Source organism: Helicobacter pylori, from assembly GCF_014497725.1.
GTDB classification, from domain to species: Bacteria; Campylobacterota; Campylobacteria; order Campylobacterales; family Helicobacteraceae; genus Helicobacter; species Helicobacter pylori_DE.
Genome location: NZ_JACTGF010000002.1, coordinates 208,763 through 230,153 on the forward strand (window position 1 = coordinate 208,763; position 21,391 = coordinate 230,153).

At 38.3% G+C, this 21,391-nt stretch carries 16 protein-coding genes and 1 tRNA gene; all 17 read left to right on the top strand.

Annotated features, from left to right (window positions below):
• The 17 genes from H7N69_RS02895 to H7N69_RS02975 all read left to right on the top strand — a co-directional run bounded on the left by H7N69_RS02895 (position 1) and on the right by H7N69_RS02975 (position 21,375).
• Positions 1 to 315 (top strand): hypothetical protein, encoded by a 315-nt coding sequence (locus H7N69_RS02895; RefSeq protein WP_001876488.1) that lies wholly within the window; start codon positions 1 to 3, stop codon positions 313 to 315.
• A 9-nt stretch (positions 316 to 324) separates the two neighbouring features.
• Complete coding sequence (locus H7N69_RS02900; protein ID WP_187884746.1) at positions 325 to 1,092, top strand: TerB family tellurite resistance protein; 768 nt, start codon at positions 325 to 327, stop codon at positions 1,090 to 1,092.
• Positions 1,093 to 1,116: 24 nt separating this feature from the next.
• The gene (locus H7N69_RS02905) at positions 1,117 to 3,012 is read left to right on the top strand and encodes a motility associated factor glycosyltransferase family protein (protein ID WP_187884747.1); all 1,896 of its coding nucleotides are present in this window, start codon (positions 1,117 to 1,119) and stop codon (positions 3,010 to 3,012) included.
• Between the two features lie 47 nt (positions 3,013 to 3,059).
• Positions 3,060 to 6,209 carry a type I restriction endonuclease gene (locus H7N69_RS02910; protein WP_187884748.1) on the top strand — a complete coding sequence of 1,050 codons (3,150 nt, stop codon included), beginning with the start codon at positions 3,060 to 3,062 and terminating at the stop codon, positions 6,207 to 6,209.
• On the top strand, positions 6,202 to 7,833 hold the full coding sequence (locus H7N69_RS02915; RefSeq protein WP_187884749.1) for an N-6 DNA methylase: 1,632 nt from the start codon (positions 6,202 to 6,204) through the stop codon (positions 7,831 to 7,833). Before H7N69_RS02910 ends, H7N69_RS02915 begins: the two co-directional genes overlap by 8 nt.
• Positions 7,826 to 9,076: a restriction endonuclease subunit S gene (locus H7N69_RS02920; RefSeq protein WP_187884750.1), complete on the top strand. Its 1,251-nt coding sequence runs from the start codon at positions 7,826 to 7,828 to the stop codon at positions 9,074 to 9,076. The genes H7N69_RS02915 and H7N69_RS02920 overlap by 8 nt, the downstream gene beginning before the upstream one ends.
• 398 nt (positions 9,077 to 9,474) lie before the next feature.
• A tRNA-Pro gene (locus H7N69_RS02925) sits at positions 9,475 to 9,552 on the top strand.
• Positions 9,553 to 9,645: 93 nt separating this feature from the next.
• Positions 9,646 to 11,673: an RNA degradosome polyphosphate kinase gene (locus H7N69_RS02930; RefSeq protein ID WP_187884751.1), complete on the top strand. Its 2,028-nt coding sequence runs from the start codon at positions 9,646 to 9,648 to the stop codon at positions 11,671 to 11,673.
• Positions 11,674 to 11,719: 46 nt separating this feature from the next.
• The gene (locus H7N69_RS02935) at positions 11,720 to 12,775 is read left to right on the top strand and encodes a quinone-dependent dihydroorotate dehydrogenase (protein WP_187884752.1); all 1,056 of its coding nucleotides are present in this window, start codon (positions 11,720 to 11,722) and stop codon (positions 12,773 to 12,775) included.
• Positions 12,772 to 14,106, top strand: a complete 1,335-nt coding sequence (gene pqqE / locus H7N69_RS02940) for a zinc protease PqqE (RefSeq protein ID WP_187884753.1) — start codon at positions 12,772 to 12,774, stop codon at positions 14,104 to 14,106. The genes H7N69_RS02935 and pqqE overlap by 4 nt, the downstream gene beginning before the upstream one ends.
• 14 nt (positions 14,107 to 14,120) lie before the next feature.
• On the top strand, positions 14,121 to 15,023 hold the full coding sequence (gene dapA, locus H7N69_RS02945; RefSeq protein ID WP_187884754.1) for a 4-hydroxy-tetrahydrodipicolinate synthase: 903 nt from the start codon (positions 14,121 to 14,123) through the stop codon (positions 15,021 to 15,023).
• Complete coding sequence (locus tag H7N69_RS02950) at positions 15,020 to 15,808, top strand: enoyl-ACP reductase (protein ID WP_001014507.1); 789 nt, start codon at positions 15,020 to 15,022, stop codon at positions 15,806 to 15,808. The genes dapA and H7N69_RS02950 overlap by 4 nt, the downstream gene beginning before the upstream one ends.
• Positions 15,809 to 15,818: 10 nt before the next feature.
• Positions 15,819 to 16,427: a hypothetical protein gene (locus H7N69_RS02955; RefSeq protein WP_187884755.1), complete on the top strand. Its 609-nt coding sequence runs from the start codon at positions 15,819 to 15,821 to the stop codon at positions 16,425 to 16,427.
• Entirely contained in the window at positions 16,424 to 16,963 is a 540-nt protein-coding gene (gene pgsA, locus H7N69_RS02960) for a CDP-diacylglycerol--glycerol-3-phosphate 3-phosphatidyltransferase (protein ID WP_025448810.1), read from the top strand. Before H7N69_RS02955 ends, pgsA begins: the two co-directional genes overlap by 4 nt.
• A 252-nt stretch (positions 16,964 to 17,215) precedes the next feature.
• A complete protein-coding gene (locus H7N69_RS02965; RefSeq protein ID WP_187884756.1) occupies positions 17,216 to 18,658 on the top strand; it encodes an amino acid permease in 1,443 nt (480 codons plus the stop codon).
• A gap of 44 nt (positions 18,659 to 18,702) precedes the next feature.
• Positions 18,703 to 20,133, top strand: coding sequence for a Do family serine endopeptidase (locus H7N69_RS02970; RefSeq protein ID WP_001948967.1), 1,431 nt, complete (start codon positions 18,703 to 18,705; stop codon positions 20,131 to 20,133).
• Between the two features lie 21 nt (positions 20,134 to 20,154).
• The gene (locus H7N69_RS02975; RefSeq protein WP_187884757.1) at positions 20,155 to 21,375 is read left to right on the top strand and encodes a bifunctional 2-C-methyl-D-erythritol 4-phosphate cytidylyltransferase/2-C-methyl-D-erythritol 2,4-cyclodiphosphate synthase; all 1,221 of its coding nucleotides are present in this window, start codon (positions 20,155 to 20,157) and stop codon (positions 21,373 to 21,375) included.
• Positions 21,376 to 21,391: the final 16 nt, after the last annotated feature.

Here is a 21,391-nt window from a genome sequence, read left to right on the forward strand (position 1 = left end):
ATGAACGCTTTTTTAAAACTCGCTTTTGCTTCTTTCATGGGAGGGCTTTGGTATGCTTTCAATGGCGAAGGCTCTGAGGTTGTCGCCATAGGGATTTTTTTATTGATTTTGTTTGTCTTTTTCATCCGCCCTGTGAGTTTCCAAGACCCAGAAAAACGAGAAGAATACATAGAACGGCTTAAAAAAAACCATGAGAGGAAAATGATCTTACAAGACAAGCAAAAAGAAGAGCAAATGCGCCTTTATCAAGCCAAAAAAGAGCGAGAGAGCAGGCAAAAACAAGACCTCAAAGAACAGATGAAAAAATACTCATAAAGGAAAAAAATGGAAATCATTTTATTAATTGTTGCGGCGGTTGTGTTGTTTTATTTTTACAACACCCTCAAAGAATATTTGAAAAACCCCCTAAACCCTAAAACCAAAACCGAAGAATACGACTTGAAAAATGACCCCTATTTGTTAGCGCAATCTAGCCCCCTAGACAAATTCAAGCAAACCCAAACGGGCGCGTATATGCGTCTTTTAAAATGTTTAGACATTCAAAAAAACGCTTTGGATAACGCCTTAAGGGCGCTTTTTATCCATGAATTAGAGCAGCCCTTAAACAGCGAGCAACAAGATTTAGCCAAAGAGCTTCTCAATGAGCCTGTGGATCAAAAAGAAAATTTTGAATCCTTATGCCAAGAAATCGCTGATCACACGCATGGGGAATACGCCAAACGCCTGAAATTAGTGGAATTCCTTATGTTATTGGCCTATGCTGATGGGATTTTAGACAGCAAAGAAAAAGAATTGTTTTTAGATGTGGGGGCGTTTTTGCAGATAGACAATCAGGATTTTAACGAGCTTTATGATAATTTTGAACGCTTCAATTCAATAGAAATCCCTATGTCTTTAGAAGAAGCAAAAAATCTTTTTGAAATCCAAACTCACACCACCAAGCAAGATTTAGAAAAAAAAGCTTTGGATTTAAGCGTCCCCTATTACCATAAAATGAATGACAACAAACGCTACAGCGAACAAGATTTTATCTCTTTGAAAAAAATCGCCCTCGCTTCCCAACTTTTAGAAAAAGATTTAAAAGACTCATAGGGGTGTGATGAAAAAGGCTATTACATGCCCTTTTTAAAAGCCCTAGAATCTTTTGATGTGCCCTATTTAGAAAAAGAAATTTCAAAGCGCTTTAGGGACAATTTAGTTTTTTTCAAATCCTATCACCCCAATCTGTTTAACGCTCTCAATACGCCTTTTAAAAATTACCAATTGCTTTTTGAAACAAACCATTTCAATCTCTTACACACGCCTACAAACGCTTTAAGCTACCCTAAACATCAAATGATAGAAACCGCTTTCAACATGGCTTCTAACCCCTTGAATAACCCCAGATGGTCATTAGACAATAACCATCTCTCTTTACATTATTTAAAATCTCAAAACAACCCCAAACTCCCCCTAACCCTTAAGGCCACGCATGCGATCTCAAACTTTTTAGACAATCATCAAACGCCTTGCTCTTTAAAGAAATTCTTACCCCCTACCATGATTTATGGCGTCTTAGACGGCTTGTTTTTAGCGATTTTACAGGCTCAAAATTACCGCTTCCATTCGCTCTATTTGTTTGAAGAAAATTTAGATTTGTTTAAAATCAGTTGCTATTTTGCGCGTTATGAAGATTTGATTAAAAAAGGGGCTAAACTCTTTATTCAAGGGTTTTTTAACCCTAATGAATTGAAAATGGATTTTTTGAAACGCCCTATCACGCATTCTTTTTTAAAGCTAGAAATCATGCCCTATAAAAGCGCTTTCAATATGCGCATGCGAGAAAACATTCAAAGCTATTACAAACAAGCCTTAAGGGGTTGGGGGAGTTTTGAAGATGAATTGCTAGGGTTAAAGAACACGATTAAAAACTTACCCCTATACCAAACCCTAAAAACCAAACCCAAAAAGATTAACGCCCCCATTTGCGTAGTGGGTAATGGGCCAAGCCTGGATTTGTTGCTAGATTTTTTAAAAGAAAATGAAGAAAAATTCATCATTTTTTCATGCGGAACCGCTTTAAAGCCTTTAAAAGCGCATGGCGTTAAAGTGGATTTTCAAATAGAAGTGGAGCGCATAGATTATCTTAAGGAGGTTTTAAAAAACGCCCCCCTAGAAGACACCCCCTTAATGGGGGCTAACATGCTCAATCCTAACGCTTTTAATTTAGCTAAAGAAGCGTTGATGTTTATGCGTGGGGGGAGCGCTTGCGCGTATATAAGCCCTTTAAGTATAGAATACGCAGCGCCTTTTGTGGGCAACGCCGGGGTGGCTTTAGCGGGTTTGATGAGCGATGAAATCTATTTGTGTGCTTTAGATTGCGCTTATATCAAAGGGTTTAAAAAGCACGCTCAAAATTCCTATTATGGAGATGAAAAAGAGATTGACACCTCATCTTTAATCAGCGTAGAGGGCAATTTTAAAGGTTATGAAACTTTTAGCGACTCGCTTTTTTTGCTCTCTAAAGAAAGGATTGAAGAAGCCCTTCATTATTACCAGCCTAAAAAAGTCTATAATTTAAGCTATGGGGCGAAAATCAAGCACGCTGTTAGCCTCAATTACTCTCAAGTGGAATTGAAACCAATCAACAAACAAGACGCTACCGCTCGCATTAAAAGCATGTTTAATCCTCCCAATAACCATGCTAAGGATTTAAAAAATCTACAAAAAAATCTGATGAGTTTTAAAGAGGATTTTTTAAAATATTTAAACACGCCTTGTAAAACCAAGCAAGAAATATTTGAATGGGTGGATAGCTTGAGTGGGTTTTGCCAAACAGCCAGCGCTAAAACCCCTACTATAGGCATTTTATTTGAAGGGAGTGTGGCTCATATCTTACAAAGCGTCTTAATCGTTTCATTGCATCTTAAAGAAAATGAGCTGACAAATTTTATCAACCACTCTCAAAACACCTTAAAACAATTCCTTAAAAAAGCTTGTTTGTTATTGCAAAGGCAGCTCAAACAACCATGATTTTTATTTTTACACTATAATAACAACCTTAAATCAAAGGGGTGTGCATGCCATACAACGAAATCACAAGGGTTCAAATCCCTGCCTTAATGCATTTAGCCGAGTTGGGCTATGATTTTATCCCTGCTAAAAATAAGCCTAAATTAGACACCGCCACCAATATTTTAATAGATAGTTTCACTCAAGCGTTTGAGCGATTAAACCCTAACCCCAATAAAAACGCAAAAGATGTTCTTGCTGAAATGAAAAAACGCTTGAATGACGATGATTTAGGCAAAAGCTTTTATGAATACTTGCTCAAAAGCGAGAATCAAATCATAGACTTTGATAACCCTAACAACAATCTTTATGAAATGATGGCTGAATTACCCTACAAATCCCTAAGAACTGACATCACCCTTTTTATCAATGGCTTGCCTTTGGTGAATATAGAAGTTAAGCAGCCTTTTGCCAAAAAAGGCATTAAAGAAGAAAAAGATCGCCACATCCAACGCTACAAAAACCCCGAAAACAAAGTTTTTTACAACCTCGCGCAAATCTGGCTTTTTAGCGATAACTTGCCCTATGATGAAGAAAACCCCGATCAAGGCGTCTTTTATAGCGCTTCTTATTCGCCCATTTTCCAGCGCTTTGTTGAAGCCAATAAGCTAGATATTACCCCCCCCCCCCCCGAAAATGAACAAAATGAACAAAATGAACAAAACCATCAAAACCATCGATCGCTTGAAGAAATTCAAAAACGCATCTTAAACGAATTTAACCTTAAAGATACCGACTACCAAGAAAGCCCCAAAGAAACCCCCACAAACTCCCTTTTAACTTCGTTTTGCTCTCAAAAAAGGCTTTGCTTTATCCTAAAATACGGCATTAGTTTCTTAAAAGAAAAATCAGAGTTTAAAAAACACCTTTGGCGTTACGCGCAGATGTTTGCGAGCTTGAATGTTTTAAAAGAATTACAAAAGCATTATGAAACGAACCCCAAAGACCCTCTAAAAGGCATCATTTGGCACACGCAAGGCAGCGGTAAAACTGCCTTAACCTACCATTTAACCAAACTCATAAAAGACTTTTTTAGCCCGCTAAACAAAAAGACTAAATTTTATTTTATTGTGGACAGGTTGGATTTATTAGAGCAAGCCAAAAACGAGTTTTTAAAAAGAGGCCTTTGTGTGCATGAGGCAGAAAATAAAGAGGATTTGAGCCAAAAATTAAAAAACTCTAGCGTGTTTGAAGGCTATCAAGGGAATGATGAAATTATCGTTGTGAATATCCAAAAATTCAAAGCCCCCAATGAAGACCCCTCTGATAGCGCTCCTAAAGAAATTATTTCTAAAACAGAATTACAAGAAGCGGCAAAAGATAGCCACGATTTACAAAGGGTGTTTATCATAGATGAAGCCCACAGGAGCTATGATCCTAAAGGTTGTTTTTACGCTAATTTGATAGAATGCGACAAGACAGCAATCAAAATCGCCCTCACAGGCACGCCCCTATTAGAAGACAACGCGCAAGATAAAGCCACTAAAAAAACTTTTGGCAACTACTTGCACACCTATTCTTATGCAGAATCCATTAAAGACAGACACACCCTAAAACTCCAGTTAGAAACCATTGAAAAGAGCTACAAAGAAAAATTACAAGAAATCTATCGCCTTTTACAAGAAAGCATCATTATTGAAGGCACAGAAGTTAAAAAAGAAACGATTTTTAATGATGAGAAATACATTAACGCCATGCTCTCTTATATCATTAGAGATTTATTGAATTTCAGACAACTGCATGACAACGAACATTTAAAAGCTATGGTGGTTTGTTTTTCAAGCAAGCAAGCCAGATTAGCCAATTGGCTTTTTAATGAAGCCCAAGAAAAAGTCTTACAAGAAAACCCCAACCTAAGGATTTTAAACAAACTCCAATCCAGCCTGATTTTGCATGACGAACAAGAAGTCAAAGAAAAGATTTATTCTTTCAAACATGAAAATACGGATATAGTTTTTGTGTTTAACATGCTTTTAACCGGCTTTGATTTACCCAATCTCAAACGCCTTTATATCCACAGAGAATTAAAAGATCACAATTTGCTCCAAGCCCTAGCCAGAGTGAATCGCTCCTATAAAAACATGTCTTTTGGCTACCTTATAGATTTTGTAGGCATTAAAGAAAATTATGACAAAACGACTGATGATTATTTGAAAGAGTTAAACCAATTCAATCAAGGCGATTCTAATATCAAAGATAATCTCAAAGACATGTTTGCGGATCGTGAGACTTTAGAAAAAGACATTAAAAACGCCTATGATGATCTTTTTAATTACCCCATTGATGATATAGAGGCCATGACTAGCGCCATTGTTAGTATCAGCGAAATGAGTGAGCTTTTAAAAGTCTCACACGCCATTAACACGCTTAAAGAGTGCTACAATTTAATCCGCACTTCTAACGATGAAAAAATCCTTTCCTTAAAAGAAAAAATGGATATTGAAAAGATCAGCAAAATCTCTTCAATGCTTGGTAAAAAAGCCAAACAACTCCATGCGTTAAAAAATATCAATGAGCCTAAAAACCCAAACGATTTAATCATTTTAGAAGACCTCATCGCTCTTTTAGACTTTAAAATAGCGTATAAAGAAAGCAAAGAATTACACTTCAAAGAAAGCGAAGAAATTAGTGCCAAACAAAAGCAAGCTAAAGAGATTTTAGAAAAAATCCCGGATCAAAAAGATAAAGAAATCCAAAAGATCTATAAAGACTTTTCAAAACTGCTCCAAACGCCCGCAACAAGCCAGAATTTTGAGGAAATTTCTCATTCTTATAGCGCGATCCTTTCACAACTCAAACAACACAACCAACAAAACACCCACTTATTGAATAAATACGACAATAAACACGGTAATGCTTTAGCTTATGTGATCACGCACAAACGCCTCCACAAACGCCTCATGGAAGAAAACATTTCTGACCAAGTGGGAATTTTCACGATTTTAAGCGCCTTAAAAAGCGCTATTGATGATCGTATTTCTAAGCGTCAAGAATTCTTAAACGACAAATATCACCTAAAAAATGCCATAGAACTAGAATTAAGGAACGCTTTCAAAGAAAACCCCTCCTTAAAAGATTTAGAAAAAGAAAAAGAACTTATCATTCAAACCCTTTTTAACGAGCTACAAAACCACCATCAAGGAAATTCACATGCCTAATAACGCTTTATTGCAAATCAAACAAAACACCCTCAACCTCATTGATGATTTAAAAGCCATTTGCGCGAGTTTTGGTTTAGGGAATGATGGCAACGAATACAAGATCATCACGCAATGCTTTTTGTATAAATTCTTATGCGATAAGTTTGAATTCCTTTTTGAACAAGAATTTCCTAACCAAACAATACAAGATTACAAAGATTTTAACGAAGAAGAAAAAGAAGATTTTTTTATTACCTTAATTGATAAAAGACTCCCCAAACTCGCCTATGAGGATCTTTTAAGTTATCTTTTTGAAAAACATTTTAACGATAACGATTTACACCTAAAGCTAGACACTATTTTTAATCGTATTTCTAGCAATAATGCCGAGCTTTTCAACACCAAAAGCACGGATGAAACCAATATCGCCCTATTTGAAAGCATCTCACAATACATTAATGAAGAGTCTAAAAGGGCTAATTTCACCAGAGTTTTACTAGACAAACTCAAAAATTTTAATTTCAAACAAGCTTTTTTAAACTTACAAAACCAACAAGGCTATGATTTTTTCGCCCCCATTTTTGAATACTTGCTCAAAGATTACAATAACGCCGGCGGAGGGAAATACGCCGAATACTACACCCCTTTAAGCATCGCTAGCATCATCGCTAAGCTTTTAGTGATTAAACCCACTCAAAGCGTCAAAATCTATGACCCAAGCACTGGCACAGGAACGCTTTTAATGGCATTAGCCCACCAAATAGGCACCGATTCTTGCACCCTTTATGCCCAAGACATTTCGCAAAAATCCTTAAGAATGCTCAAACTCAACCTGATTTTAAACGACTTGACCCACTCTTTAAGATACGCCATTGAGGGAAACACCTTGACTAACCCCTACCATTCTAAAGACCTTAAAGGGAAAATGGATTTCATCGTGAGTAACCCCCCTTTCAAGCTGGATTTTTCCAACGAGCATGCCGAAATTTCGCAAAACAAAAACGATTTTTTCTTAGGCGTGCCTAATATCCCTAAAAACGATAAAAGCAAAATGCCCATTTACACGCTCTTTTTCCAGCATTGCTTGAACATGCTTAGCGATAAGGGTAAGGGGGCTATAGTCGTGCCAACCGGATTCATTAGCGCTAAAAGCGGGGTAGAAAATAAGATTGTCAGGCATTTAGTGGATGAAAAGCTCGTTTATGGGGTGATTTGCATGCCCAGTCAAGTTTTTGCCAACACCGGCACTAACGTGAGCATCATCTTTTTTAAAAAAACGCCAAGCGCAAATGAAGTGGTTTTGATTGACGCTTCCAAACTCGGCGAAGAATACACCGAAAACAAAAACAAAAAAACGCGCTTAAGACCAAGCGATATGGATTTGATTTTAGAAACTTTCCAAAATAAAACCCAAAAAGCGGATTTTTGCGCTCTGGTTTCTTTTGATGAAATCATAGAAAAAAATTATTCTCTAAACCCCGGGCAGTATTTCACTATAGAAGACACAAGCGAGAAAATAAGCCAAGAAGAGTTTGAAAACTTGATGCAACAATATTCAAGCGAACTGACAAGCCTTTTTGATGAAAGCCAGAGCTTGCAACAAGAAATTTTAGAAACTTTAAAAGGGGTTAGGTTTGAGTGAGTGGCAAACATTTTGTTTAAAAGATTTAGGAAAAATAGTCGGTGGCGCTACCCCATCTACCAATAACCCCAAAAACTATAGCAATAAAATTGCTTGGATTACCCCTAAAGATTTATCCACTTTACAAGGGCGTTACATTAAAAAAGGCAGCCGCAGCATTTCACGCTTAGGATTTAAATCATGCTCTACTTTTTTATTACCAAAACATGCCATTTTATTTTCTTCAAGAGCTCCCATAGGTTATGTGGCTATTGCCAAAAAAAGGCTATGCACCAATCAAGGTTTTAAAAGCATTATCCCCAACAAAAAAATTTATTTTGAATTTTTATACTACTTACTCAAATACCATAAGGATAATATCTCTAACATAGGAGGCGGAACTACTTTTAAAGAAGTTTCAGGGGCTACTTTAGGTCTGTTTAAAGTTAAGATACCCCCTACTTATTACGAACAACAAAAAATTGCCCGCACGCTTTCTATCCTGGATCAAAAAATAGAGAACAACCACAAAATCAATGAGCTTTTACACAAAATCCTAGAACTTCTTTATGAGCAATACTTCGTTCGTTTTGATTTTTTAGATGAAAACAACAAACCCTATCAAACTAGCGGTGGGAAAATGAAATTTTCTAAAGAATTAAACCGCCTTATCCCCAACGATTTTGAAGTTAAAACGCTAGGGGAACTAGTGGATATTTTCAGCGGTTATTCTTTTCAATCAAATACATACAGCAACAATAAAAATGATTATATTTTAATCACAAATAAAAATGTTCAACATTCATTAGTTGATTTAAGTATTACAACTAATCTTTTATTTTTACCGAAAAAACTCCCCAAATATTGCCTATTAGAGCCAACAAATATTTTAATCACATTAACAGGACATATTGGACGCTGTGCCTTAGTGTTTTCAAAAAATTGTATTTTAAATCAGCGTGTCGGCGTAGTTTTACCAAAAGAAAAAGAGCTAAACCCCTTTTATTATTCTTTGATAAGAAATCCCCTATTCTCAGCCATACTGCAGAGAAACGCTATAGGATCATCTCAACAAAATTTAAGCCCTATTGACACCTTAAAAATTCAAATCCCTTTCAACCATAAAATAATCAAGCAATACTCAAAAACATGCGAAAATATCATTAAATTACTTGTATCCAACATGCAAGCAACCCAAACCCTAACCGCGCTCAGAGATTTTCTACTCCCCCTACTCCTAAAACAACAAGTTAAACCCCAATGAAAAATTTTAAAACAAAATTAAAAGTTTGAGTCAAATCCGCTAGTAAGATTTGACTCTAGCGCTCTTGCGCCAGAGCCAAAATTTTAGTATAATATGGCGTTGCGACTACCATTAAAACTATGATTACTAATCTCATGTTAGGTTATCTCCTTTTCTGAGGTAACCGCCCACTGTTACCCCCAACCCTAACATACTCCAAATACCGCAACCAAAGAGAAAACCAAGAGATTACTACTTGCGTTCGTTTATTATAGAAACAATCAACCCAAAAAACGCTAAAAAATTTTAAGCGATCTTTTAGGGTTAAATGAAGTTTTATTCAAAAAATGAAGTTTTACAAAAAAGAGTTTTTAAACAACAACTAAGCAAACTCGCGCTACAATCTCTCTTTTTGATTGCGGAGTATGGCGCAGCCTGATTAGCGCGCACCCTTGGGGTGGGTGAGGTCGTGGGTTTGAATCCCGCTACTCCGACCATGACTTTTTAAAAAAGCTTCAATTATTATCATTTCATTATATAATCATACCAAACAAACTGATTTTTAAACATGATGATTTAAAGGATTTCTATTGAATCGTTTCTTTAACCGAGAGCTTTCATGGTTAGCTTTTAACACAAGGGTTTTAAACGAAGCCAAAGATGAGAGCTTGCCTTTATTAGAGCGCTTGAAATTTTTAGCCATTTATGACACGAATTTAGACGAATTTTACATGATAAGAGTGGCAGGGCTTAAACAACTCTATGAGCATAAAATCGCCTCTAAAGGCATTGATGGCGCAAGCCCTGAAGAGCAACTAGAAAAAATCAAGCATTATTTAGCGCATGAAATTGAAGAAAGGGAGTTGGAATTTCAAAAAATCCAGGCTCTACTCTTTAAAAAAGGGCTTTGTATCACCCCCTATAATGAATTGAATTTAGAGCAAAAAGCGAAGGCTAAAACCTATTTTAAAGAGCAGCTTTACGCGTTAGTTTTGCCTTTTAAGTTGGATTCTTCGCACACTTTCCCTCCTTTAGCGAATTTGACTTTCGCGCTTTTTGCCCGCATTAAAGACAAAGAAACCCAAACCATCTCCTATGCGCTCATCAAACTCCCCTCTTTTATCTTCCGTTTTGTAGAGCTAGAAAAAGGCTTGTTTGCGCTGGCTGAAGAAATCGTAGAAGCGCATTTAGAAGAATTGTTTTTAGAGCATGAGATTTTAGATTGCATGGCGTTTAGGGTAACTTGCGATGCGGATATTGCTATCACTGAAGATGAAGCGCATGATTATGCGGATTTGATGAGTAAGAGTTTGAGGAAACGGAATCAAGGCGAAATCGTGCGCTTGCAAACCCAAAAAGGGAGTCAAGAGCTTTTAAAAACCCTTTTAGCGTCTTTAAGGAGCTTTCAAACCCACTCTTACAAAAAGCACAAACTCACCGGCATGCATGTCTATAAAAGCGCGATCATGCTCAATTTAGGGGATTTGTGGGAATTAGTCAATCATAGCGACTTTAAAGTGCTCAAATCACCCAATTTCACGCCCAAGATCCACCCTCATTTCAATGAAAACGATCTTTTCAAATCCATAGAAAAACAGGATCTGTTGCTGTTCCACCCTTATGAAAGTTTTGAGCCTGTGATTGACTTGATAGAGCAAGCCGCTAATGATCCGACCACCCTTTCTATCAAAATGACGCTTTATCGTGTGGGCAAGCATTCCCCCATTGTCAAAGCCTTGATTGAAGCGGCGAGCAAGATTCAAGTGAGCGTTTTAGTGGAATTAAAAGCGCGTTTTGATGAAGAAAGCAATCTGCACTGGGCAAAAGCTTTAGAAAGGGCGGGCGCGTTAGTCGTTTATGGCGTTTTCAAACTCAAAGTGCATGCTAAAATGCTCGTGATCACTAAAAAAACGGACAACCAGTTACGCCATTTCACCCATTTAAGCACGGGCAATTACAACCCTTTAAGCGCTAAAATCTATACCGATGTGAGTTTTTTTAGCGCTAAAAATGAAATCGCTAACGACATTATCAAGCTTTTCCATTCCTTGCTTACGAGCAGCGCGACTAATAGCGCATTAGAAACGCTTTTCATGGCGCCCAAACAGATCAAGCCTAAAATCATTGAACTCATTCAAAATGAAATGAATCACAAACAAGAAGGCTATATCATTTTAAAAGCCAACGCCCTAGTGGATAGCGAAATCATTGAATGGCTCTATCAAGCCTCCCAAAAAGGGGTTAAAATCGATCTCATTATTAGGGGGATTTGCTGTTTAAAACCCCAAGTCAAGGGCTTGAGCGAAAATATCAGGGTGTATTCTATCGTGGGGAAATATTTAGAACATGCACGCATTTATTATTTTAAACATGAAAATATTTATTTTTCTAGCGCGGATTTAATGCCTAGGAATTTAGAAAGGCGCGTGGAATTGCTCATTCCCGCCACAAACCCAAAGATCGCTCATAAATTGTTGCATATTTTAGAAATCCAATTAAAAGACACCTTGAAACGCTACGAGTTAAATTCTAAAGGCCGTTACGCTAAAGTTTCAAACCCTAACGATCCTTTAAATTCACAGGATTATTTTGAAAAACAAGCCCTTAAAACCTTTTAAAGGGTTATCATTCAAATCATAAAAGACATAAAAGACAAGGATTTAAATGTTTTATTCATTAGTAAAAAAATATCTTTTTAGCCTAGACGCTGAAGACGCGCACGAAAAAGTTTGTCAAATTTTAAGAACGCTTTCTTCATCGCCCTTTTTGTGTAGTTTAATTCATTCTCAATGGGGTTATAAAAACCCAAAGCTTGAAAACGAAATTTTAGGCTTAAATTTCCCTAACCCCTTAGGCTTGGCCGCCGGCTTTGATAAAAACGCTTCCATGCTCAGGGCGTTAATCGCTTTTGGGTTTGGCTATTTGGAAGCAGGCACATTGACTAATACCGCTCAAAGCGGGAATGAAAGACCAAGGCTTTTCAGGCACATTGAAGAAGAGTCCTTGCAAAATGCGATGGGGTTTAATAATTACGGGGCGATTTTAGGAGCGAGATCGTTTAAGCGCTTCGCCCCTTATAAAACCCCTATTGGCATCAATTTAGGCAAAAACAAACACATAGAGCAAGCGCATGCCCTAGAAGATTACAAGGCGGTTTTAAGTCAATGTTTAAACATTGGCGATTATTACACTTTCAACCTTTCTTCGCCCAACACCCCTAATTTAAGGGATTTACAAAATAAGGTATTTGTGAATGAGCTTTTTTGCATGGCTAAAGAAATGACCCATAAACCTTTATTTTTAAAGATCGCCCCGGATTTAGAAACAGATGACATGCTAGAAATCGTCAATAGCGCTATTGGAGCCGGAGCGCATGGCATTATTGCGACTAACACGACCATTGATAAAAGCCTGGTGTTCGCTCCTAAAGAAATGGGGGGCTTGAGCGGGAAATGCTTGACTAAAAAAAGCCGTGAAATCTTTAAAGAATTGGCTAAAGCCTTTTTTAATCAAAGCATTCTTGTTTCTGTGGGAGGGATTAGCGATGCCAAAGAAGCTTATGAAAGGATTAAAATGGGAGCGAGTCTGTTACAAATTTATAGCGCTTTTATTTACAAAGGGCCAAATTTATGCCAAAATATTCTTAAAGATTTGGTAAAATTACTCCAAAAAGATGGATTTTTGAGCGTTAAAGAGGCTATAGGAGCGGATTTAAGATGAAACATTTTTCTGTTAAAAGACTTTTAGGGCTTAGTTCTGTCTTGTTAGTCACTTTAGGAGCGAGCATGCACGCACAATCTTACTTACCCAAACATGAGAGCGTTACCTTAAAAAACGGGTTGCAAGTCGTAAGCGTCCCCCTAGAAAATAAAACCGGGGTTATAGAAGTGGATGTGCTTTATAAAGTCGGCTCTAGAAACGAAGTCATGGGCAAGAGCGGGATCGCTCACATGTTGGAGCATTTGAATTTTAAAAGCACCAAAAACCTTAAAGCCGGCGAATTTGATAAGATCGTTAAGCGTTTTGGGGGCGTGAGTAACGCTTCTACGAGCTTTGACATCACGCGCTATTTCATTAAAACCAGTGAAGCTAATTTGGATAAGTCTTTAGAATTGTTCGCTGAAACCATGGGTTCTTTGAATTTAAAAGAAGATGAGTTTTTGCCTGAGCGTCAAGTGGTCGCTGAAGAAAGGCGATGGCGCACCGATAATTCCCCTATCGGCATGCTTTATTTCCGCTTTTTTAACACCGCTTATGTTTATCACCCCTACCATTGGACGCCCATTGGTTTTATGGACGATATTCAAAACTGGACTTTAAAAGACATTAAAAAATTCCATTCGCTCTATTATCAGCCTAAAAACGCTATTATTTTAGTGGTGGGCGATGTCAATTCCCAAAAGGTTTTTGAATTGAGTAAAAAGCATTTTGAATCCTTAAAAAACCTTGATGAAAAAGCTATCCCCACCCCTTACATGAAAGAGCCTAAACAAGATGGGGCGAGAACGGCAGTCGTGCATAAAGATGGGGTCCATTTAGAATGGGTAGCGTTAGGGTATAAAGTGCCTGCTTTCAAGCATAAAGATCAAGTCGCCTTAGACGCGCTAAGCAGGCTTTTAGGCGAAGGCAAAAGCTCGTGGTTGCAAAGCGAATTAGTGGATAAAAAACGCTTGGCTTCTCAAGCTTTCTCACACAACATGCAATTGCAAGATGAAAGCGTGTTTTTATTCATTGCGGGGGGTAACCCTAATGTCAAAGCCGAAGATTTGCAAAAAGAAATCGTAGTGCTTTTAGAAAAGCTGAAAAAAGGCGAAATCACTCAAGCGGAGTTAGACAAGCTCAAAATCAATCAAAAAGCTGACTTTATTTCTAACTTAGAAAGTTCTGGCGATGTGGCGGGGCTTTTTGCGGACTATTTAGTGCAAAACGATATTCAAGGCTTGACGGATTATCAGCAACAATTTTTGGATTTAAAAGTGAGCGATTTGGTGCGTGTGGCTAATGAATATTTTAAAGACACCCAATCAACCACCGTGTTTTTGAAACCTTAAAAGAGCCTTATCGCATGCAATTTCATTCATCTAGTGCGTTAATTACGCCTTTTAAAAAAGATTTGAGCGTTGATGAGGCCGCTTATGAAACCTTGATCAAGCGCCAAATTTTTCAGGGCATGGACGCATGCGTGCCTGTTGGCACGACAGGAGAATCCGCCACGCTCACCCACAAAGAGCATATGCGTTGCATTGAAATCGCCATAGAGACTTGCAAAAACACTAAAATGCCCTCCAATTCACGCATGAAAGTGTTAGCCGGCGTGGGCAGTAATGCCACGAGCGAGTCCCTTTCTTTGGCAAAGTTCGCTCAAAAAATCGGTGCGGATGCGATTTTATGCGTAAGCCCTTATTATAACCGCCCCACCCAACAAGGCTTGTTTGAACATTATAAAACTATCGCTCAATCGGTGGAAATCCCTGTCATGCTTTATGATGTGCCAAGCCGAACGGGCGTGTCTATTGAAGTCCCAACCGCTCTCAAACTCTTTAGAGAAGTCCCTAACATTAAAGCCATTAAGGAAGCGTCTGGCTCTTTGAAAAGAGTAACAGAATTGCATTACTATGAAAAAGATTTTAAAATTTTTAGTGGGGAAGATTCGCTCAACCACTCTATCATGTTTTCAGGGGGGTGCGGCGTGATTTCAGTGACCGGTAATTTAATGCCCAATTTGATTTCACAAATGGTCAATTGCGCGCTCAAATTTGAATACCAACAAGCCCTAGAAATCCAAAATAAGCTTTTTGATTTGCATCAAGCCCTTTTTGTGGAAACAAACCCTATCCCTATTAAAATGGCCATGCATTTAGCCGGCTTGATTGAAAACCCAAGTTACAGACTGCCTTTAGTAGCCCCAAGCAAAGAAACGATCAAACTTTTAGAAAAAACTTTACAACAATATGAGGTAATTGCATGAATGGTTCCAATCACATGAAAAATAAAACCCTAGTGATTAGCGGCGCGACGAGAGGGATTGGCAAGGCGATATTGTATCGCTTCGCTCAAAGCGGCGTGAATATCGCTTTCACTTACAATAAAAATGTTGAAGAAGCCAATAAAATTATAGAAGATGTGGAGCAAAAATATTCCATTAAAGCCAAAGCCTACCCCCTTAATGTTTTAGAGCCTGAGCAATACACAGAGCTTTTTAAGCAAATTGACGCTGATTTTGACAGAGTGGATTTTTTTATTTCTAACGCCATTATTTATGGGCGCTCTGTCGTGGGGGGATTTGCGCCGTTTATGCGATTAAAACCTAAGGGGTTAAACAACATTTACACAGCCACCGTGTTAGCGTTTGTGGTGGGGGCTCAAGAAGCGGCAAAACGCATGCAAAAAATAGGCGGCGGGGCGATCGTGAGCTTAAGTTCTACCGGGAATTTAGTTTATATGCCTAATTACGCCGGGCATGGCAATTCCAAAAACGCCGTAGAAACCATGGTCAAATACGCTGCTGTGGATTTAGGCGAGTTTAACATTAGAGTGAATGCGGTTAGTGGCGGGCCTATTGATACGGACGCTTTGAAAGCCTTCCCTGATTATGTGGAGATTAAAGAAAAAGTAGAAGAGCAATCGCCCCTAAAACGCATGGGCAATCCTAACGATCTAGCCGGGGCGGCCTATTTTTTATGCGATGAGACCCAAAGCGGTTGGCTTACGGGGCAAACGATCGTTGTGGATGGTGGGACTACTTTTAAATAAAGATTTTTTTTTGAAAAACGTTATCCATATCCACCAAAATAAAGAGTTGCAATTCATTAAAAAATGCTTGTTGGGCTATTTTTTCGCCCCTTTGTGTGGGGCTATTTTGTTGGTGCTTTTCCTTGTTTCAAGCGGGGCAAAATCGTTTCAAATTTCTAACCTCTTCAATAATCAATTGGCTTATATCGTCTTACTATCTCTTTTTTTATGCGCGCTTGGGTTTATTGTGGGGGCGGTTGGTTTTTATAGGCTTTCTAAAATCACATGCCATTTAGGGTTTTTTGAAAATTTTGCTTTCAGTTTTTTGGCGGTGATTTTATGCGCTCTTTTAGGCTATCTTATCCCTAACGCCAATAACGCCCTTTCATTAATCGGTAATGGCGTTTCTATTTTTTATCTGCATAAACTCTATAGAGAATTGAGCCTTTACACGCAAGAAAGGTTTTTTTTAAGCGGCTTTAGATTGTTGCTTTTTAGTTTCATGATCGCTCTTTTAGGGGTTTTAGTGCAAGCGTTAGTTATCATTTTTTTAACGATCGCTGTGATTTTAATGTGTGTGGCGCTCAGTTTTTTAGGGCGCGCGTTTTTGAATTTTTCACAAGTCTTTTTGAAAGCATGAAAGTTTTAAAACTCCTGCCTAATTTTTTAACGATTTTACGCATTGTCTTATCCTTATTTTTATTGTTTTTATTGTTAAACACACGCACTTATTTTAGTTTTTTAACCCCCTTTCACATCAACATGATTTCTTCATTGGTTTTTTTGTTTGCCGCGCTCACGGATTTATTGGACGGCTATATCGCTAGAAGCTATAAAGCCAAATCGCGCTTTGGGGAAATCTTTGACCCTTTAGCGGATAAAATCCTTATTTTGAGCGCGTTTTTAGGGTTAGTTTATTTGGATCGTGTGAATGCGTGGATCCCGTTTGTGATTTTAGGGCGCGAATTTTTTATTTCAGGGCTTAGGGTTTTAGCCGCTAATGAAAAAAAGGATATTCCTGTCAATGCGTTAGGCAAGTATAAAACCGTGTCTCAAGTCGTGGCGATTAGCGCTTTATTAGCCAATTTAACTTACTCCTATGTGCTTGTGGCCATAGCGGTTTTTTTAACCCTTTATTCGGGGATAGATTACACGATTAAATATTATAAATCTTAAGTTTTAAATTGATTTTATAATACTGATAATAAAACACAAAAGAATTGATGCCAGTCAAGCGATAGCTTTTTAAGAAAACGAGTTTAATAAAGTAACCAAAATCCCATTTTTTAAAAATTAAAAATATTAAAATTTAATAAGGCTTATCCAATTTGATTAAAATAAATCCTTATTTTTATTTAAAAAAAATCATTTTATTTTATTTTTGTTATAATTCAAGCTATTTTTATTTTCAATCTAAGGAGGTGTCGCATGGACAATCAAAAGATAACGCATCAAAATACCACGCAAAAACAAGGCGAGCTTAAAAGAGACATGAAAATGCGCCATCTCTTAATGATTGCCTTTGGGGGAGCGATCGGCACAGGGCTTTTTGTAGGCACTGGGGGTAATATTGCGAGCGCTGGCCCTTTAGGGACCTTGATCGCTTATTGTTTTGGAGGGCTTGTGGTCTATTGCATCATGCTCTCTTTAGGCGAGTTGGCTAGCGTTTATCCCACTACGGGCAGTTTTGGGGATTATGCGGCTAAATTCATAGGCCCTGGCACGGGCTATATGGTTTTTTGGATGTATTGGCTTGGCTGGGTGATCACGGTTGCGTTAGAATATATTGCTATAGGCATGCTCATGCAACGCTGGTTTGTAAATATTCCTATCCATTATTGGGTCATTTCATGCATTGCGTTGGTTTTTTTATTGAACTTTTTTTCGGTTAAAATTTTTGCCGAGGGCGAGTTTTTCTTTAGCCTGATTAAAGTTTTAGCGGTGATCGCTTTTATAGGGATTGGTGTAATTGGGATCCTCTATCAAATCTATTCGCATGGGTTTAGTTCTATTTTTAACAATTTCCATTTTGGCGATAAGGGGTTTTTCCCTAACGGGAGCGCGGCGGTTTTTAGCGCGATGCTCGCTGTTATTTTTGCATTCACTGGCACAGAGGTGATTGGGGTGGCTGTAGGAGAGACTAAAAACGCTAGCGAAGTGATGCCCAAAGCGATTAAAGCGACTTTGTGGCGGATTGTCTTTTTCTTTTTAGGCTCTGTGTTTGTCATTTCTGTTTTTTTGCCCATGAATGATTCTTCTATCACGCAAAGCCCTTTTGTGAGCGTTTTAGAACGCATTAATTTGCCCTTTATTGGCATGGGTATCCCTTATGTGGCTGATATAATGAACGCTGTTATCATTACAGCAATGTTTTCTACCGCTAATTCAGGGCTTTATGGAGCGAGCCGCATGATTTATGGGCTGTCCAAACAAAAGATGTTTTTTAAGGTTTTTTCCAAACTCAACCGACAAGGCACGCCCACTTATGCGATGCTTTTTTCCCTTTCTTTTTCCCTCATAGGGCTTTTAGTCCAAATTTATGCCAAAGAAAATGTCGTGGAAGCTTTGATTAATGTGATCAGTTTCACGGTGATTATTGTGTGGGTTAGCGTGTCCATTTCGCAATATTCTTTCCGCAAGCAATACTTAAAAGCCGGGCATTCTTTAGAGGATTTGCCTTATAAAGCCCCTTTCCTGCCCTTTTTGCAACTCATAGGGATCACTGGGTGTATTATCGGCGTGATTGGTTCGGCTATGGATAAGGATCAACGCATTGGGATGATTTTAACGATTGTTTTTGCTGTTGTGTGTTACATTGGATACTATTTTACACAAAAAGCTAATGAAAATAACAAAAAAGATTTGATATAATCTTTTTTTAATTTTGAAGTTTAGCAAATTTTAAGGAAGTAACCATGATGAAAAAAACCCTTTTTATCTCTTTGGCTTTAGCGTTAAGCTTGAATGCGGGCAATATCCAAATCCAAAACATGCCCAAAGTTAAAGAGCGAATAAGCGTCCCCTCTAAAGAGGATACGATCTATTCTTACCACGATTCTATTAAGGATTCGATTAAAGCGGTGGTGAATATCTCCACTGAAAAGAAGATTAAAAACAATTTTATAGGTGGCGGTGTGTTTAACGACCCCTTTTTCCAACAATTTTTTGGGGATTTGGGCGGCATGATCCCTAAAGAAAGAATGGAAAGGGCTTTAGGCAGCGGTGTCATCATTTCTAAAGATGGTTATATCGTTACGAATAACCATGTGATTGATGGCGCGGATAAGATTAAAGTGACCATTCCAGGGAGCAATAAAGAATATTCCGCCACTTTAGTAGGCACCGATTCTGAAAGCGATTTAGCGGTGATTCGCATCACTAAAGACAATTTACCCACGATCAAATTCTCTGATTCTAATGATATTTTAGTGGGCGATTTGGTTTTTGCGATTGGTAACCCTTTTGGCGTGGGTGAAAGCGTTACTCAAGGCATTGTTTCAGCGCTCAATAAAAGCGGGATTGGGATCAACAGCTATGAAAATTTCATTCAAACAGACGCTTCTATCAATCCTGGAAATTCCGGCGGCGCTTTAATTGATAGCCGTGGAGGGTTAGTGGGGATTAATACCGCTATCATCTCTAAAACCGGAGGTAACCACGGCATTGGCTTTGCCATCCCTTCTAACATGGTTAAAGATATTGTAACCCAGCTCATCAAAACCGGTAAGATTGAAAGAGGTTACTTGGGCGTGGGCTTGCAAGATTTGAGTGGCGATTTGCAAAATTCTTATGACAATAAAGAAGGGGCGGTGGTCATTAGCGTAGAAAAAGACTCTCCGGCTAAAAAAGCAGGGATTTTGGTGTGGGATTTGATCACTGAAGTCAATGGGAAAAAGGTTAAAAACACGAACGAATTGAGAAATCTAATCGGCTCTATGCTACCCAATCAAAGAGTAACCTTAAAAGTCATTAGAGACAAAAAAGAACGCACCTTCACCCTCACTCTTGCCGAAAGGAAAAACCCTAACAAAAAAGAAACCATTTCTGCTCAAAACGGCACGCAAGGCCAATTGAACGGGCTTCAAGTGGAAGATTTAACCCAAAAAACCAAAAGGTCTATGCGTTTGAGCGATGACGTTCAAGGGGTTTTGGTCTCTCAAGTGAATGAAAATTCCCCAGCAGAGCAAGCCGGATTTAGGCAAGGTAACATCATCACAAAAATTGAAGAGATTGAAGTGAAAAGCGTTGCGGATTTTAACCATGCTTTAGAAAAGTATAAAGGCAAACCCAAACGATTCTTAGTTTTAGACTTGAACCAAGGTTATAGGATCATTTTGGTGAAATGATAGGGGTGGGTTGTTAATCGCATGTCCTTGATTAAAGTGAATGGGGAAGCTTTTAAACTCTCTTTAGAAAGTTTAGAAGAAGATCCTTTTGAAACTAAAGAAACGCTAGAAACGCTTATCAAACAAACGAGCGTTGTTTTATTAGCTGCTGGGGAGTCTAGGCGTTTTTCTCAAACCATCAAAAAACAATGGTTGCGCTCTAATCATACCCCCTTATGGCTCAGCGTTTATGAGAGCTTTAAAGAAGCCCTAGACTTTAAAGAAATCATTCTGGTTGTAAGCGGATTGGATTATATTTATATCCAACGCCATTACCCCAAAATCAAGCTTATAAAAGGCGGGGCATCAAGGCAAGAATCCGTGCGTAACGCCTTGAAAGTAATTGATAGCGCTTACACGCTCACCAGCGATGTGGCTAGGGGTTTAGCGAATATGGAAGCGCTTAAAAGCTTGTTTTTAACCCTCCAACAAACGAGCCATTATTGCATCGCTCCTTACTTGCCTTGCTATGACACAGCGATCTATTATAACGAGGCTTTAGATAGAGAGGCGATCAAACTCATTCAAACCCCGCAATTAAGCCACACCAAAACGCTCCAATCAGCCCTAAATCAAGGGGATTTTAAAGATGAAAGCAGCGCGATTTTACAAGCTTTCCCTGATCGTGTGAGTTATATTGAAGGCAGTAAAAATTTGCACAAACTCACCACAAGCGATGATTTGAAACATTTTGCTCTCTTTTTCAACCCAGCAAAAGACACTTTTATAGGCATGGGCTTTGATACGCATGCGTTCATTAAAAATAAGCCTATGGTTTTAGGGGGGGTTGTTTTGGATTGCGAGTTTGGGTTAAAGGCTCATAGCGACGGCGATGCTTTGTTGCATGCGATTATTGATGCGATTTTAGGGGCGATTAAAGGGGGGGATATTGGCGAATGGTTCCCTGATAATGACCCCAAATACAAAAACGCCTCTTCTAAAGAGCTTTTAAAAATCGTGTTGGATTTTTCACAAAGCATTGGGTTTGAATTGCTTGAAATGGGAGCGACCATCTTTAGCGAAATCCCTAAAATCACTCCTTACAAACCGGCGATTTTAGAGAATTTGAGCCAACTTTTAGGTTTAGAAAAATCTCAAATCAGCTTAAAAGCCACCACAATGGAAAAAATGGGGTTCATTGGCAAACAAGAAGGGCTGTTAGTCCAAGCGCATGTGAGCGTGCGTTATAAACAAAAACTTTAAATGTAAGGAAGAATTG